This window comes from Chryseobacterium sp. WLY505, assembly GCF_030846215.1.
Lineage (GTDB): Bacteria > Bacteroidota > Bacteroidia > Flavobacteriales > Weeksellaceae > Chryseobacterium.
The window spans coordinates 1,111,685-1,127,268 of sequence record NZ_JAVCWI010000001.1 but is presented as its reverse complement, the minus strand read 5'-3'; the positions used below and the strand labels follow the sequence as shown (position 1 = coordinate 1,127,268).

The following is a 15,584-nucleotide window of genomic DNA, read 5'->3' as shown; positions in this document are numbered from 1 at the left end:
TTATCGATTTGTTTTTATTTTTCCGTTTTTTACAATAATAATATAAATAAAATTTATTCTATTTGGTTGGGTGTTAATTTTATTTTTTGATTTGAATGTAACAATATTTAAGTTTTTTCTACTAACTGTAATGAAATTTTAAATTTATTGCTTGTTTTAGTTGTGAATATCACGGGTAAGAATGTAAAGGCTGTAAATTTTTAAATTGTTTAATTTTTTAAATTAGTGAAATGAAGAAAACTATCCTTTGTGGGGCTTTGTTACTATCCCTTTCAGTATCTGCACAGCAAAAAAAAGATTGGTGTGACTTTGATAATGAACAGAGAGTACACCAAAAACAGAATGCGGAAATTGATGAAATGATTCGTAATATCCGTAACAAAATTATTAGTGGTAATCAAAATACTACTGCTAAAAATGGAAGTGCATACAAAATTGTAAATGGAGTTTACGAAATTCCTGTGGTAGTACACGTAATAGCGCCTACCGGTGCTGCTATTGGTACAGCTTACAATAAAAGTGATGCGCAAATTCAGGCTTGGTTGGATCATTGTAATCAAATGTATGCAGGGACTTATCAGTGGGCTCAGGGAGTTCCGGCAGATTTTGGTACTGCTGCGACGATGCCAATTAAACTGGTATTAGCTAAAAGAGACCCTAATTGTAATGCTACTACAGGAATTGTTAGATACAACGGAGGAACTCTTGCAGGATATGATACTTATGGAGTAAAGCGTAATGGAGCTAATGGAGTTACTACAGCACAGGTAAAAACTATTGCTCCTCACTGGCCGGAAGCGTCTTACTTTAATATCTATATCATGAATAAAGTAGATGGAGGTGGAACATATGGTATCATGGGATGGGCAGGGCTACCTCAAAATGCCGATGCCAACTACGAATCCTTTATGAAATCTTTTGTAGTTACTTTACAGGATGATATTACTCTGGCTCACGAGTTTGGGCATAGTATGGGATTACTTCATACTTTTGGAAATGTAGACCCGGATGCACCACAAGGAGATACAACTACTAATTTCTGCCCACCAACTACTGGTAACTGTGAGAATGATGATGATCAGGTGTGTGATACAGAAAGATCAAGAAGTTTACTGAATGATCCTGCACCTACCAACAATGATATGAATTATTGTACAGGAGCAAACTATCAGGGCGTACAGTATAATATGATGAACTATACCAATCCGATAGCATTTAAATTTACAAATGGACAGCATGACAGAGCGGCTCTTTACTTTTTCTTGATGAAAGGAGGGTTGAGTACTTCATTAGGTGCAACGGCTCCTTCTGCAGGAGCTGCAATTGGAACTCCTATTGCTGCTGCATGTAACCCAACAGGTATTACTACACCAAGTAACTATTTTGTAGGCCCTACTTTAGTAAAACTAGGAGATATTAATAATGCATCAACGGGATATTGGCAGGCTGCTGCTAATTTCTATGAAGATTATACAGGTGCAAACTGCTTAAGAGCAACATCAACTGAACTTTCTGCAACGGGAACTCATAATCTTCAGGTGAATGTTTCAGATTCAAATAATGATGTAAGAATATGGATCGATTACAATAATAATGGTACTTTTGAAGCTTCTGAACTGGTAGGTTCTGTTGATAATATTGCTGCAGATCCGGTTACTTTGATAGGTACTTACAGTACTACCATTACAGCACCTGCTTCAGTAGTGTTGAATACGCCATTAAGAATGAGAGTTCTTGTAGATGATGAGAACCCTAATATGACACCTTGCGGACAGCTCATGTATGGCCAGGTTGAAGATTATACTGTAAAATTTGTTACCAACTTAGGAACAAGTGAAGTGAAAGCGGATAATGGTGACTTAACAGTTTATCCTAACCCGGTAGCAACGGGAGATAAAATCTTCATTAAAGCTAAAAATGGTAAAAACCTGAAAGTTTCTATTTCTGATATGTCAGGAAGATTGGTATCAAGTCCATCTGTATCTGAAGAAAGAAATGGTGTTTTCAAAGTAGACCAGCAATTAGAAAAAGGAGTTTATATGATTCAGATTTCTAATGGAAAAGACAGTAAGTCTTCTAAACTGATCATCAAATAAATTGATCATCTTTTAAATACACATAAATGTCTCCATGATAATGGGGACATTTTTTTATTCTATCTTCCTGTACTTAAACCTGGGCTTGATAACTTTGTTAAGAAATTGGCCCTTGGATCTGGCTTTTTTAAAATTTTCAACAATATCAGGAGGTACCTTAAGATAATCATAAACCGACCCCGACTGATATATAATTTTTAATATTTCAGTATCCGGAAAATAGATGAAATGATTGACAACACTTGAAGGCATATTCTATTTCATACAAAAAACATTCCTTGCCTTACAATAAAAAGCTTCCGGAAATTCCGAAAGCTTCAGTATTTGATTTTAAGATTAAATAATACTCTATTTTTTCACGAATTTAAATTGATGCATCTGAAAATTGCGGGTATTTATTTTTAATACATATCCTCCGGGAACAAGTTGTGAAACATCAATCTTGGAATCAAACATTTCTGATTTTACCAGACGCCCGTCAATATTGTAAATCTGGATGGTTAGCCCATCGTCAATACCGGAAATAGTAATAAAATCAGCTACAGGATTAGGGAAAATCTGAATTTTATTTTTGGTAAGCTCCGAAGTTCCTAATGTAGTGGTCTGTACGTCACCTGACATGGTGGAGTTTACTGAAGTAAGACTTCCTCCACATTGTCCGTTAGTCATCGCTGTATTTTCAACCCAGGTTCCGACACTATTACCAGGAGGTATCGGAACAGAATTATTACCTGTTGAGTTATAATAAATCAGATAAGGTGTCGTAAAAGTTCCGTTTCCTTCATCACCGAGAAACTCCCATCTTGTAAGCGCATTGTTCCATTGAATTTTAAATTCACAGGTGCCTAATCCACTACAATCCTGTCCGCCATCAATAGGAGTGGTCATATAAATGTTCTTACTGAAGGCATCTACTCCTGTTTTGTTAAAAACATACGTATTAGGTGGGCTGTCAAACAGATTAGGACATCCGCTGAAAGTTATTGTCTGCGTGAAAGCTGAGCTTCCCACAGCAAGACATAATAAGTAAAGAATTTTCATAATTATTAGTTTTGTGATGGAAAGACTCCTGCTAATGCAATGATGCATTTCAGCGTAATAAAGGGAGGCCGGTTTTCGTGTGGCTGACTTCCTCCTGTATTTCCTACCATTGTGTTTTTCATTACAGTGTTGGCAGCTGTATCAGAATATTCTTTATCAAGAGTTTTGGTGTCTGCCGGAAGATTGTTTGTTGGCGTATTTTGGTTTCCTTCTGCCGTTACAGCATTCACAGTATGATTGTGCGCCGGCATTTGTGTTATTAATAATGTTACACTTTCAGTTCCGCCGGTTTCTCCCATGGTATACATAGTAGGGGCTCCGGGAGCCTGTCCGTTATGAACAAGAACTCTTCCCCTCATGTCAGGTAAAGCAAATGTAGTGGTTCCATTTCCTCCATAAGTGGTTCCCAGTAGTGAAAAAAGTGCTTGATTTTGCGCGATAGGCAGAAGCTGCCCATTACATTCTGCCCAGTATTTTGGAGCAAAATTATAAGGTACAAAGGCTATTTGCCCTAAAAATGGTTCTGATGCCTGTGCTTTTAGAGCAGGAGCAAATGCACTGCCTATCAGCAGTGTACATGCAAAAATTAAGTTTTTCATGATAGCAAGAATTTTAAGTAATATAAAATTAGAAAATATTTTACAGAAAATACTTAATTAAAAGAAAAACCTTTCGTTATATAACAAAAGGTTAGATTTTATTTATTGAAAAGTAATTTATTATAGATTTTTTCTCTAATGTCTACGTTCGGATAATAGAGTAAATTATCATTTTAATTTTTCAGATGATCCTTAAAATCATCAATTCTGAAATCAGTCAGTGCATTTCCTTTTTCAATTTTTTCTTTAGAATACAATCTGAAATCATTTTCTGTTTTTTCTAAAAGATAATCGTAAGGTCCGATATGAGAAATCAATTTTACCAGGACCGGGGAAATCTCCAGACAGATGAATAATCCCATGATAAAAGTCGCTGCAAGACCAATGATTGCAGAATTCTTACCAAGTTCGTCCAATGCCTGAAGTCTTGCTGCAAAGCCATTGAACTTATCTTCAAAGGTTTCTGTAGATTTTCTCTCCGTTTCCAGATTTGTATATACCTTGGATATTTCTTTATCCAGATATTCAAGTCTTGGAGCTGCCTGCTTCTGATAGTTTTCCAGATCCAGCCTGCGCTGTTCCTTTAATTGTTGCTTACGTTTGGCATTTGGGCCATAACCCTCTTTTCCACTGGTCAGTCCGGATTGTTTACCAAGAATTTCTTTTTCAAGCTCTACGGAGGCCGAATCATATGCCTGCTGGTATTGAGCTATTTTTCCTGAAATCTGCTGCTTTTCTGTTTCAAAAGGTCCGCTCTGTTGAAGAATTCGCCCGTTCATTTCACCCTGAAGCTGTTTTTTATTTCTTTGAATAATGGTATTCAGCTGTTTGTTCACCTCTTTTTCAAAAATTTTAAGTTCTAAAGGTTTGGAAATGATAATTCCCAGGAACGTAGCAAGGATGAGACGCGGAATAGCCATCAGAATCTGATTCCACCATGTTCCTGTTTTTTTGATAGAAGAAACAATATAACGGTCAAGATTGAAAATCATCAGACCCCACAGAATCCCAAATCCTACAGCCGCCCAGAGATTGTCGAAGACTGTATACATAGCATAGCCTGCAGACAAAGTGGCGAATACTGCAGTGAAAAGGACAATGCCTCCAATGCCGGAAAATTTATTCCATTCGCTCGGAGTCTTTCTTAAAATATGGATGTTCCCGCCTGAACATACCATCAGAAACTTTTGGAACCAGTTTATTTTATGAGTTCCTTGATTTATAGTTTGTTGGTTTGTTTTCATAACTGAAAATTTATACAAAGGTAGTACTAAAAATCATACCAATGTAAAAGATAGTATTATGTTTTACCAAGTAATTATGTGTGTTTGGGTAAAATGTTGTTTTTAAGGCGGTTAATTTTTATTTTGAAAATTTACAAAAGAAGTATAAAAGCTATTTTAATCTGTCCGGGTTCTGCTTTAAAAAACTCTCCCATCCGGAATATGATTTGGTATCTGCTATTGTTCCGGAATTAAAATGATGACATACTGCAACGGCAAGACCATCGGAAGCATCTAAGTATTTTGTAGGAAATTCTTTTAATTTAAGAAGGTTTTGAAGCATTCCTGCTACTTGTTCCTTACTGGCGTTCCCGTTCCCGGTGATAGCCATCTTGATTTTTTTGGGAGAATATTCCGTAATAGGAATGTTTCTGTACAGACTGGCAGCCATAGCCACTCCTTGCGCACGTCCAAGCTTCAGCATACTCTGTACATTTTTTCCGTAGAAAGGAGCTTCAAGAGCGACTTCATCAGGGTGAAATTCATCAATAAGGGAAAGGGTTCTCTCAAAAATGTATTTAAGTTTGGTTTCGTGATTGGGATATTTTTTTAAGATGAGTTCATGAATAGAGACCATCTCCATTTTTCCTTTTTTTACGGAGATGATACCAAATCCCATTACCGTTGTCCCCGGGTCAATTCCTAAAATTATTTTCTCTGAAATCATTGCTTCAAAGATATGACTTTCTATGTTTTAAGTATAAAAAAGTATTACTAAACATTTTCGTTTATGTTTAAAATTTTAATATCTTTAAATAAAAATGATCATGAAAAATGTATTTAACGTACTTATTGTTCCTGTCTTTCTCTTGTTTAGTTTTAAAGAGGGAAATAATTTAGTTCAGAATAAGCATTCAGAAACTTTGACAGCAAAGAGCGACCGGATTATTTATTTGTTTTTCAAGGCAGATAAAGATCAGTCAGGAAATGCAAAAATTACGCTTCAAAGCAGTAAAATTGCAAACGGCAGACTAAAACATGTACCTTCTTTTGAAAGAGATGACGTTCGTAAGGGTGATCTTGTGATCACATTAACAGGGTCTGACGGAAAAGAAGTAGGTAAACAGCTTGTGAAAGATCCTTTCAATCCTGAATTGGAGGTGTATGAAAAAGAAGGGATTTCCAGACATAAAGCTTCCCTTCAAAATACGGAATTCAGTGCAAGGTTTTCTTATTCTGAAAATGTACAGTCGGTAAAGGTTGAAAAAGCAACTGATGATGGAGTACTATTATTATTCACACAAAAACTATAATTATGAAAAAAACTTTATTATCCCTTTTAATCGGAAGCAGTTGTTTTGCACAGTCATTCGAGACCGTTCCTCTTTTACAGAATGGTGACAACAGTAAACGAGTTGTTATTGCAGTTTTAGGAGATGGATTTACCGCAGCAGAGCAAGCCGCCTTTACAACATCGGCTCAGAATACAGTCAATTATCTTTTTACAAAAAGTCCCTATACAGAATATAAAAACTATTTCAATGCCTATGCAGTAAAAGTGATTTCTACAGAATCTGGCGTAAAACATCCTGGAACAGCAACAGATGTCACAGAGCCTGTGATTCCCGTAACGAATCCCAATAATTATCTCGGATCTACTTTTGATGTTGGTGTTCACCGCTGTATCTACAGTAATACAACCAATAAAGTAGGGCAGGTTCTGGCAGCCAATATCCCGGATTATGACATTACTTACGTGCTGGGTAATTCTACAGAATACGGAGGTTGCGGAGGAACTTATGCTTTTGCTTCACTCAACGGTTCTTCCAATGAAATTGTGGTGCATGAGCTGGGACATTCTTTTGGTAAATTAGCGGATGAATATTGGTTTTCAGGCTCGCTGGAATCCCCCAATAAAACACAAAACTCCAATCCGGCAACGATAAAATGGAAAAACTGGGTAGGATTGAATGGAGTAGGAGTGTACGCGCATGCTGAAAGCCCAACCTGGTTCCGACCGCATCAGAGTTGTGAGATGAGATATCTTAATCAACAGTTCTGCTCCGTATGTAAAGAGGCAATTATTGAAAAAATTCATAGTCTGGTTTCTCCTGTAGATTCTTATACTCCGGCAAATAATGCAACTGTTGATGCTACATCCAATGTTACTTTCACGGTTAACGAAATCCTTCCTATTCCGAATACACTGGTCAATTCATGGAGTTTAAACGGAACGGCTCTTGGACAAGCAGGAAGCAGCATTACTATCACTCCGGGACAACTTAACAATGGAAATAATACCCTGACGCTTTCGGTAGTAGATAACAATCCGCTTTTGAAAGTAGATAATCACAGTACACTCCATGTTACCAATGTTTCCTGGACTTTGAGCAAAACTACGCTTAAGCTTTCAGAGGTAAAAGCTGAGGAGAGACGTTTCAGTATTTATCCTAACCCGACAGATGGAGAATTTTTCATTAAAGGCAAACAAGGCTTTTCAAAAGAGGTGAAAGTAGAAGTTTATGATGCCTCGGGAAAGCTTATTCCATCCCGATTTGAACTGAATGATTCTGCTATAAAGGTTGATATTAAAAACTATCCGGCAGGTACTTATCTGTTGAATGTAAAAGAAAATAAAAATCTGATTATTTCTCAGAAGATCATCAAAGAATAAATGAAACGAAACCGGCTCCAGCAGCCGGTTTTATTTTTCCAGTTTTTTCTCTGCAATAGGAACCCACTGTCCATCGTGACGCAGGAGAAGTATTTTGTCAACTATGAATTTAGTTTTATATTCCGTGCTTTCATATTTTTCCCATGCTTTAAGATAATTTTCCCAGGTCAGATCTCTGAATCCCACCGTCATATGAGGGTGAAAAGAATATTGAGCAAAATTAAAATATTCCTTTACCCTATGATAAAGCTCTGTTAATTGAACATTTTCTTTTGGCTGAATATAGAGTACAGGATTTTTAGGGTTAGGAAAGCTTCCAAATCCATCCATCTCCAGTTCAAAGGGGGCTATCTGCGTATTGATCTTCTGAAAAGCAATATGAATATCGTCCTCCAGTTCAATTTCTCTTGAAAAGGGAGGGAAAAGGGTAATATGAGCTTCATTTTTCAAAGCCCTGGAATTGGCATAATTTATTGCCAGATCTTCTTTAAACACTTTTATTTCTTCAATAATTTCCTGAGGAGGATAAATGGCAATGAAGTACATTTTTTTCATACCGCAATTTAGTTTTTTTACATCCGGAAATTAATGCTTTATCCTGAGCTGTGTAAGTGTATTCTCAAGATGATCAGTGATTTTTTTCACTTCAATATGAGGTCTGAAGATCACTCCTTTTCCTCTTTCTTCATCGGCAATATTAGACAGAATAATCACAGAAGTTTTAGTATCCGGATAATAGATGTTTAAGGAAGGAGAACCTTTTATATAACCGCTGTGGAAATAAGAATTGGGTTGACCGATATTAAGCATAATTCCATAAGCGTAACCCATTTTTCCAAAAATAGCATGATGTCTTTCTGAACTTTTTGCCATGAATAGTTTAAGGGTTTCTGGTTTTAGAATTTTTCCTCCATACAGAGCATTGTTCCATGAATGAAGATCCTTAATCGTAGATAATATTCCACCAGCAGGTGTCCCTATTTCTGGTCCGCCTAATCTTTTCGGCATATTGGGAACTTCTGAGAATTTGGCAGGTGTCCCGACATAAGCACTGGCAAAATTATTTCCTTTGAAGATATTTCCTGTGGAAGAATGAGTCATTCCTGCTTTTTTGAACAGTTCCAATACATTCGCATCATATGATTTTCCAGAGACTTTTTCCACAATCTTTCCAAGAGTATTGAATCCATCGTTGGAGTAAAAGAAATCTGATCCGCTTTTGAACATCAGTTTTCCACCCATCAGATTCAAACCTGAAGTATGGTTTAACAGCTGATGAATTGTGATGTTTTCATATTCTTTGATCTGAAATTCTTTCAGGTATTTTGAAGCTTTATCTGTCACATTCAGTTTTCCCTGTTCCATCTGGAGCAAAATAAGAACAGCGGTGAACTGTTTGCTCACAGATCCGATTGCAAAAATAGTATTGCTGTCAATTTTAGTTTTTCTTTTAAAATCTGAATAACCGTTTTCCCTTCTGTAAAGTGGAATAGAATCTTTAAAAACGGCAATACTTCCATTGAAATGGTACTTCTTGAAAGTAGAATCAATCTGTTGTTCTAAAAGTGTTTTTTGAAAAGCAGTGATGGTAGAATCTATAATTGCTTTTTTATCAACATACGTCATTTTGGGTGCTTCAGTAGTACTGCATGAAAGCAAAGCACAGAAAAGGGAAAGGAATACTAAATTTTTGATCACAGGTGTTGTATTTTTTAATGATGATTGATACTCTTAAAGATATTAAAATATCCTAAAGAGCAGTAAGGGAAGCAAATTGCGTGCTAGGATGAGGTTCCGGAGCAATTTAATACTGATTTAATCAATCTTTGTGGAATATTTCAGTCTTATGAATGAAATAACTCCTGTAATAAATAGTACATTGAAAAAGCCTGTGGAAGAATATTCTCAGGCTTATTTTAATATCAAATCACTAAACCAGAAAACATATTCTCCATCTTCTTCGTCAGGAGATGTTTTGGGCTTAGGATACGTTTTCTTCACTGTTTCTCCAATTTCAAACTGAACCGGATTTTTGAAAATAGGACCATCAAAAGTAAAAGTATGAAACTCTCCGTTTTCTCCGCATGGATCTACATTTTCAGGAAGGTCGTTAATGAATTGCTGATCAATAGTTCGTCCGGCAAAACTTTGATCAAGGTAAGATCCGTTGACACAGGTTACGATGGTTTTAAAACCAAGATCTAAGAATTCATGGATGAGGTTGGAGGTGTTTTGTTTCCAAAGAGGAAATACTGCTTTCATACCAATAGCATTTAATTGGTCTTCTCTGTATTTTCTCAGATCTTCCAGAAAGATATCTCCAAAAATTGAATGAGTAATACCCTGAGCCTTAATTTCAGTCATTGTTGTACTCATGATCTGCTGATATTCTTCCATGGATGGTTCTTTAGGAAGCTCCATTTTGGTTAATGAAATACCGAGGCTTTCCGCTTGTTTTTCCAGCAGAGAAACATGCACACCATGCATAGAGATTCTTTGAAATTCCTGATTGATACTGGTAAGCAGAGTACTGACCTCGTACTGGCCTTCCTGTAGTATTTTATAAAGAGCGAGGGAAGAATCTTTTCCACTGCTCCAGTTGAATAAAGCTTTTGGTTTCATTGTAAAATAAAAATCTCCCAAAAATAGGGAGATTTCATGTATTTATAAATTATAATGATTGTATCTGTACATTACATATTTCTTCTATACTTACCGCCTACTTCAAATAAAGCATTGGTAATCTGTCCTAATGAACAGTATTTCACAGCATCCATCATCACTTCAAATAAGTTTTGCTGGTTGATGGCTGCATGTTGAAGTTTTCTTAAAGCTTCGTCAGACTTACTTTCATTGGCTTGCTGGAAGTTGTGAAGAGATTCAATCTGCGCCTGTTTCTCCTCTTCTGTAGAACGGATAACTTCTCCTGGTAAAACAGTTGGTGAACCATCTTTTCCTAAGAAAGTATTAACTCCAATGATCGGATATTCACCGGTGTGTTTCAGCCATTCGTAATGCATAGATTCTTCCTGGATTTTTGAACGCTGATACATCGTTTCCATCGCTCCAAGAACACCACCTCTTTCTGTGATTCTGTCGAATTCCGTATATACAGCTTCTTCTACAAGATCCGTTAATTCTTCAATGATGAATGATCCCTGAAGCGGATTTTCGTTTTTAGCCAATCCTAATTCTTTGTTGATGATCAACTGAATCGCCATTGCTCTTCTTACAGACTGCTCGGTAGGAGTAGTGATCGCTTCGTCATAAGCATTGGTATGAAGTGAATTACAGTTATCATAGATCGCATAAAGCGCCTGAAGAGTTGTTCTGATATCATTGAAATCAATTTCCTGAGCATGCAGAGAACGTCCTGAAGTCTGAATGTGGTACTTCAACATCTGGCTTCTTTCGTCTGCTCCGTATTTTAATTTCATAGCTTTTGCCCAGATTCTTCTTGCCACACGTCCGATTACTGAATATTCAGGGTCGATACCATTGGAGAAGAAGAAAGATAAGTTCGGTGCAAAATCATTGATATCCATTCCACGGCTTAAGTAATATTCCACATAAGTGAATCCGTTAGCCAGTGTGAATGCCAATTGGGAAACCGGATTCGCTCCCGCTTCAGCAATATGGTACCCCGAAATGGAAACAGAGTAGAAGTTTCTTACTTTTTCTCTGATGAAATATTCCTGAACGTCACCCATTAATCTCAAAGCAAATTCTGTAGAGAAGATGCAGGTATTCTGAGCCTGGTCTTCTTTTAAAATGTCAGCCTGAACAGTACCACGAACCGTAGCAATTGTTTTAGCTTTAATTTCTGCATATACATCAGCAGGGATTACTTCATCACCTGTTAATCCTAAAAGCTGTAGTCCTAAACCGTTATTGGATGGAGGAAGTTCACCGTTGTATTTTGGTCTTTCTAATCCTTTATCATCGAATTTTTCCTTCAGCTTAGCTTCTACTTTAGACTCTAAACCATTTTCTTTGATATATTTTTCAACATTCTGATCGATGGCAGCATTCATAAAGAAAGCCAGTAGCATTGGTGCAGGACCGTTGATGGTCATTGAAACCGAAGTTAATGCATTCACCAGATCAAATCCGGAATATAATTTCTTCGCATCATCCAGTGTCGCAATAGAAACTCCTGCGTTCCCGATTTTACCATAAATATCTGGTGGTAAAGCAGGATCCTGACCATATAATGTTACCGAGTCAAATGCTGTAGATAAACGTTTTGCAGGCATTTCTGCAGAAACATAATGGAATCTTCTGTTGGTTCTTTCAGGGCCTCCTTCTCCTGCAAACATCCTTGTAGGATCTTCACCGGTTCTTTTGAACGGATAAATACCTGCAGTATAAGGGAAGCTTCCCGGAAGGTTTTCCTGGCCTTTCCATTTGATCAGATCACCCCAGTCATTGTATTTTGGTAATGCAATTTTTGGAATTCTCAAATGAGATAAAGACTCTGTGGAAGTTTCAACCTTAATTTCTTTTCCTCTTACGAAATAAGAATAAAACTCAGCATGGAAAGCTTTTTTCGTATCATCCCATGTTTTTAGGAAGTCGATGTTATCCTGTTGAAGCTCTTTTTCTGCTTTTTGGTATTCAGCATCCAAAACTTCATTGGAAATGATATTTTTTACGCCTTCAATATGATACATTTTTCTGGCCAGTTCAGCCTGTTTTTCAATATTGATGTCGTATTGTTTGTTGTTTTCAACGATTTCAGAAAGATAACGGACTCTTTTCGGAGGGATAATCGTTACTTCTTCTGTAACTTCCTGCTCCACAAAAGTTTTAAGATTTAAATCCGCGAATTTATCGTTTACTTTTGAAACTAATCTGTTGTATAATTCTGTAGTTCCGTGATCGTTAAACTGAGAAGCTTTCGTTGCGTACACCGGCATATCATCTAATGGGCTTTCCCATAGAAGGTGGTTTCTCTGGAACTGCTTTCTTACCGCCTGAAGCGCATCCAATGCACCACGTTTGTCGGATTTATTCAATGCTACCAGATCCGCATAGTCTAACATGTCGATTTTTTCCAACTGTGTAGAAGCTCCATATTCAGGAGTCATTACATACATGGAAACATCAGCGAAATCTGAAACTTCTGAACCAGACTGCCCGATTCCTGATGTTTCAAGGATAATGACGTCCGGATGAGCCAGCTTCAATACGTTCAGCGCAGAGTGAATAAACGGAGAAACGGAAACGTTGTTTTCTCTGGTTGCCATTGAACGCATATAAACTCTTGGATCATTGATCGCATTCATACGGATTCTGTCTCCTAATAAAGCACCTCCGGTTTTCTTTTTCGAAGGGTCGATGGAAATAATGGCGATTTTTTTATCTGTATTGGAACGTAAGAAACGTCTTACCAATTCGTCTGTTAAAGAAGACTTACCTGCTCCTCCGGTACCGGTGATACCAATAATTGGAATAGTAAGATCTTGAGATTTCTCGTCGATTGCTTTTACAAGCTCAGGCTTTTCTTCGGAGAAGTTTTCAACAGCTGAGATGATCTGTGCAATGCTTGACGGGTTTTCAAAACTGATATCGTCAAGATCTTTTGCGGTAACATCTTTTCCCGTTGCGAAATCTGATCTGTGTACCAGATCATCAATCATTCCCTGAAGACCAAGCTCACGCCCGTCATCCGGAGAATAAATTCTGTCGATTCCGTAAGACATCAGATCTTTGATTTCTTCAGGCAGAATTACACCGCCGCCGCCGCCAAAGATCTTGATCTGAGGTGAATTTTTTTCTCTCAACAGATCATAGATATATTTGAAATATTCATTGTGACCTCCCTGATATGAAGTTAATGCAATAGCATTGGCATCTTCCTGGATTGCTGTATTTACAACTTCTTCTGCTGATTTATCGTGTCCTAAATGGATCACTTCGCATCCTGTTCCCTGAATGACACGACGCATAATATTGATCGCAGCATCGTGCCCATCAAATAATGAAGCAGCAGTTACGATTCTTACCTTGTTGGTTGGAGTATATTTTTGGGTTTCCATAAAAATTCTAGAAAGTTTCTAAGTTTCCAAATATAATAATAAAAAAAGAACCTTGTGTTTGATTTTATATTGTTGATTTTCAGTTTTTTAATTCGTATTATTTAATTATATCTCTCCAATTTTGTGTGTAAATGTTTGAAAGTTGAATGGTTCGGTAAGTACAGAATTAAAATGAGTTATGGCGATTTCATTTTCAAATAAGGCTTCTTCAGATTCTCAAATTAATTTCTCTATTTTTGCACCATATTTTACAAACATGCAAAAAGCGTTGATATATTTCGCATTGGGAACTGCAGTAAGCTTCCTGATCAATTATTTCTTTTTAAGTTCAGAGAATATCGGTTTAGAGTTCTACTATGCTATTGCTTTTGGCGCAGCGTGGGGGATTGCTTATTATTTAGATACTCCGGATATTACATTGGTAAAGAAACTGGGACTGTCTTTTGTAGTAATGGCTATTCTGGTTTTTGCAGGAACTCTTATTTTTAAACTTGAGCTGGCTATTCCATCCATTCTGAAGTTTTCCATGGTGTTTGTCGCCTATTATGTCATAGCGAGCTTTAGGGCAACCAAGTCGTTGAGAAAATAAATAAAAAGAGGCTTTCACATTGAAAAGCCTCTTTTTATTTAATGGATCATCATGAAACTTATTAAGGCAAGGCCTAGAAGTAAAAACATGAATGCAATAAAATTAATGGTGAATAATATCATTCCGACAATAATGCTTACCAAACCGTGGGCGCGATAAACCCGCCTGTGAGCAATAAAGAAATACGCCATAGTATATAACAGCAGGAATGATATTGTTAAATATAAAATAGTATTAATCAGCCAGAAGTCTGTTAGACCTGTCAATTTAGAAAGTAAGAATATGAATAAGATGGTTAACAGTAAAAATGAGAAATAATGCAGGGTAAAGATTCCGTGATCAAAATACCACCACTTTTTCTTACTATGGAAAACCCATAAAAAGAATGCGAAAAGAGGGAGGTAGATGAAAAGGGCTTTAGGAAGATTATGAAATGACTTTTCTACCATGCCGGCAATAATCTCCTTTTTCTTGACCCCTTTTTCTTTAAGTTCAAAAAACTTGTGAACGATGGGAGCTTCAATAAAACTGAGAGATGATGGGTTTTTGGCTTTAGCAGAATCATAGGCCTTTCTGGTTTTATATTCTCCAAAACTTACATCCGGATCTATTTTTTTGTCCATGTTCATGATGTCTTCTATTTCAGAAGAATCAGGAACAGCTTTAAGCTCTTCAATGGTAAGTGAGTCCTTTGCAGTCAGATGCTTTTTTGCTTTTATACTGTCTATCAGCTTCTGTTTCCCGACTGGCTTCATGATTTTTAAAAGATCTGTCTTATTGTGATCTTGCGTTTTTCCTTCTTTTTGGGAACCAGTATTAACCATAGGAAAAAGGGCAAACACGAAAAATGTGATGAAACTGACGAAAATATAAAGCTTTACAGGAGGCACGAATTTCTGTCTCTTTCCTTCGAGATAAGTGTTCGTCAGTTTGCCGGGTTTAAATAACAGATTTTTTACTGTTCCCCAGAACTGTCCGTCATAATGAGTAAAATCTTCTATGAAATGGGTGAAAAGAAAATGGAATGGCTGTCGTCTTTCAATATTTTCCTGCCCGCAGTGGGGGCAAAACCTTTCTTCAACCTGATGTCCGCAGTTCAGACAGGTTTTATCATCTCTTATTTTTCCGTGGCTCATGATTATGGAATATAATTGCCGCAAATATAATTATTTCAACGAAATTATAAATATGCCAGAATATTTTAGCGGAATCGTTAAGGTAAAATTAATAAAAGAAAGAGTTGAGGGAATAAACTCTTTGCTGTTTCATTGGTGTTTCTAGAATCTACGAAGTGTTTTTTTCATCGGCTCATGAGTTCGCA

General features: G+C 36.8%; 14 protein-coding genes. 4 read left to right on the top strand and 10 right to left on the bottom strand.

Going from position 1 to position 15,584, the window contains the following annotated elements; all coding sequences use genetic code 11:
* Nucleotides 1–230 precede the first annotated feature (230 nt).
* On the top strand, nt 231–2,096 hold the full coding sequence (locus RAH34_RS05235; RefSeq protein ID WP_306595386.1) for a GEVED domain-containing protein: 1,866 nt from the start codon (nt 231–233) through the stop codon (nt 2,094–2,096).
* 54 nt (nt 2,097–2,150) lie between these two features.
* Here the strand turns inward: RAH34_RS05235 and RAH34_RS05230 are convergent, their stop codons facing one another.
* From RAH34_RS05230 to ruvC, 5 genes are all read right to left on the bottom strand, one after another.
* Nucleotides 2,151–2,348 (bottom strand): KTSC domain-containing protein, encoded by a 198-nt coding sequence (locus tag RAH34_RS05230; protein WP_114822217.1) that lies wholly within the window; start codon nt 2,346–2,348, stop codon nt 2,151–2,153.
* 96 nt (nt 2,349–2,444) lie between these two features.
* Nucleotides 2,445–3,137 (bottom strand): T9SS type A sorting domain-containing protein, encoded by a 693-nt coding sequence (locus RAH34_RS05225; protein ID WP_114822218.1) that lies wholly within the window; start codon nt 3,135–3,137, stop codon nt 2,445–2,447.
* Nucleotides 3,138–3,142: 5 nt separating this feature from the next.
* A complete protein-coding gene (locus RAH34_RS05220; RefSeq protein WP_306595385.1) occupies nt 3,143–3,736 on the bottom strand; it encodes a phage tail protein in 594 nt (197 codons plus the stop codon).
* Nucleotides 3,737–3,909: 173 nt separating this feature from the next.
* Nucleotides 3,910–4,980, bottom strand: coding sequence for a DUF4407 domain-containing protein (locus tag RAH34_RS05215; RefSeq protein WP_114822220.1), 1,071 nt, complete (start codon nt 4,978–4,980; stop codon nt 3,910–3,912).
* A 151-nt stretch (nt 4,981–5,131) separates the two neighbouring features.
* Complete coding sequence (gene ruvC, locus RAH34_RS05210; protein ID WP_034692903.1) at nt 5,132–5,686, bottom strand: crossover junction endodeoxyribonuclease RuvC; 555 nt, start codon at nt 5,684–5,686, stop codon at nt 5,132–5,134.
* A gap of 100 nt (nt 5,687–5,786) precedes the next feature.
* Between ruvC and RAH34_RS05205 the strand changes: the two genes are divergently transcribed.
* Together RAH34_RS05205 and RAH34_RS05200 are read left to right on the top strand one after the other, a co-directional pair.
* Nucleotides 5,787–6,272 (top strand): hypothetical protein, encoded by a 486-nt coding sequence (locus tag RAH34_RS05205; RefSeq protein WP_306595384.1) that lies wholly within the window; start codon nt 5,787–5,789, stop codon nt 6,270–6,272.
* Nucleotides 6,273–6,274: 2 nt separating this feature from the next.
* A complete protein-coding gene (locus RAH34_RS05200; protein WP_306595383.1) occupies nt 6,275–7,633 on the top strand; it encodes a M64 family metallopeptidase in 1,359 nt (452 codons plus the stop codon).
* Nucleotides 7,634–7,663: 30 nt separating this feature from the next.
* Here the strand turns inward: RAH34_RS05200 and RAH34_RS05195 are convergent, their stop codons facing one another.
* The 4 genes from RAH34_RS05195 to RAH34_RS05180 all read right to left on the bottom strand — a co-directional run bounded on the left by RAH34_RS05195 (nt 7,664) and on the right by RAH34_RS05180 (nt 13,674).
* Nucleotides 7,664–8,188 carry a 2'-5' RNA ligase family protein gene (locus tag RAH34_RS05195; protein ID WP_306595382.1) on the bottom strand — a complete coding sequence of 175 codons (525 nt, stop codon included), beginning with the start codon at nt 8,186–8,188 and terminating at the stop codon, nt 7,664–7,666.
* Nucleotides 8,189–8,218: 30 nt separating this feature from the next.
* Complete coding sequence (locus tag RAH34_RS05190; RefSeq protein WP_306595381.1) at nt 8,219–9,331, bottom strand: serine hydrolase; 1,113 nt, start codon at nt 9,329–9,331, stop codon at nt 8,219–8,221.
* Nucleotides 9,332–9,544: 213 nt separating this feature from the next.
* Complete coding sequence (locus tag RAH34_RS05185; RefSeq protein WP_306595380.1) at nt 9,545–10,255, bottom strand: diphthine--ammonia ligase; 711 nt, start codon at nt 10,253–10,255, stop codon at nt 9,545–9,547.
* A gap of 71 nt (nt 10,256–10,326) precedes the next feature.
* Nucleotides 10,327–13,674: a methylmalonyl-CoA mutase family protein gene (locus tag RAH34_RS05180; RefSeq protein ID WP_306595379.1), complete on the bottom strand. Its 3,348-nt coding sequence runs from the start codon at nt 13,672–13,674 to the stop codon at nt 10,327–10,329.
* 256 nt (nt 13,675–13,930) lie between these two features.
* Here RAH34_RS05180 and RAH34_RS05175 point away from each other — a divergent pair, with 256 nt between their 5' ends.
* Complete coding sequence (locus RAH34_RS05175; protein ID WP_062675912.1) at nt 13,931–14,263, top strand: hypothetical protein; 333 nt, start codon at nt 13,931–13,933, stop codon at nt 14,261–14,263.
* Between the two features lie 38 nt (nt 14,264–14,301).
* Here the strand turns inward: RAH34_RS05175 and RAH34_RS05170 are convergent, their stop codons facing one another.
* On the bottom strand, nt 14,302–15,399 hold the full coding sequence (locus tag RAH34_RS05170) for a DUF3667 domain-containing protein (protein WP_306595377.1): 1,098 nt from the start codon (nt 15,397–15,399) through the stop codon (nt 14,302–14,304).
* Nucleotides 15,400–15,584: the final 185 nt, after the last annotated feature.